Below are 1,002 nucleotides of genomic sequence, written 5' to 3' on the forward strand. Positions count from 1 at the left end.
AAGCCCTTTGTGAAAATATTTTGAGAAAGCCCTCGTGCGCTGGCGCGCACGAGGGCTGGCGTCACGACGAGCCGCGCGTCGCCACGCGATCAACCCTCTATTGGTGTGACGTATGCCTCACGTCCCTCTATATATACGGACGCGGAACGGGCAAGGAATCCGGTGCTGTCGAGTATCATGCCGCGACCGAACCACGCACTCATATCCACGATGGACAGCACGACTCAATCCGGCGACGCCGACCTTCGCGACGAATATGCAGCGCTCCGCGAGCGCGCCATCATCCTGGAAGAACAGGCTCCGCCGCTTCTGCAACGCATCTCGGATGTATTGCCGCGAATCAGTGGTGAATCCGAACTGGCAGACGAGCACCGCGAGCGGCTCGTCGGCGCGCGCAACGCGGCAATGGTCTCGATCGAAAATTATCAACAGGCGATTCCCTTCCTGCAGACTGCCGACTCGATCATCGAGCAGCTGGACAAGACGCCCGAGCGTGACGAAGACATCGAGTGGCGCGAATCGCTGCTGCAACGGCTCGACGAACTGATCGACGTCGCAGTCGTGATGATCGACGACGCCGAAGGCTACTTCGAACAGGCGCAAGCATGTGACCTGTCCAGCGTGCCGAAAGCCATCCTCGAGGATTGAGTAACGCAGCCCAGGATCGTGTAGCGCACCGGCCTAACGCCGTGTGCGCCAGCCATTCCGATGCTTGCCGGCCGGCAATCGCAGCCTGACACCCTCGCCGGCACACCGGCCGCACCTCTCCCGAAAAAGCTCACCTTTTTGCTACGCGCCTCGTCCGGGCCGCGCGACGCGACTACGGTGCGTCGAGAGCGATCGTCTCGTTCACGATCGGCACGCGGATATACCCGCCCTCCGTATCGCCATACGCGTGCGCATTCCCGTCGATGACGTATTGCGCGGTCAACGCGCACAGGGTCGCGTCTCGCGCATCGACGGACTTCAGCGTCGACACGTCGATCCCCAGTCGCTCCAGCA

The 1,002-nt window shown here is 61.9% G+C and carries 1 protein-coding gene and 1 pseudogene; one reads left to right on the forward strand and one right to left on the reverse strand.

The annotated features are described in order from the left end of the window. The first annotated feature begins 210 nt into the window (after positions 1 to 210). Positions 211 to 648, forward strand: a complete 438-nt coding sequence (locus VK92_RS38225; RefSeq protein ID WP_165582009.1) for an ATPase — start codon at positions 211 to 213, stop codon at positions 646 to 648. Positions 649 to 820: 172 nt separating this feature from the next. On the opposite strand, the pseudogene VK92_RS38230 reads toward VK92_RS38225, so the two are convergent. Next, positions 821 to 1,002: pseudogene (locus tag VK92_RS38230) on the reverse strand (DUF429 domain-containing protein); the annotation flags it as partial.

Origin of the sequence: Burkholderia sp. LK4, from assembly GCF_001043615.1 — a bacterium.
In the GTDB taxonomy this organism is placed as follows: Bacteria; Pseudomonadota; Gammaproteobacteria; order Burkholderiales; family Burkholderiaceae; genus Burkholderia; species Burkholderia cepacia.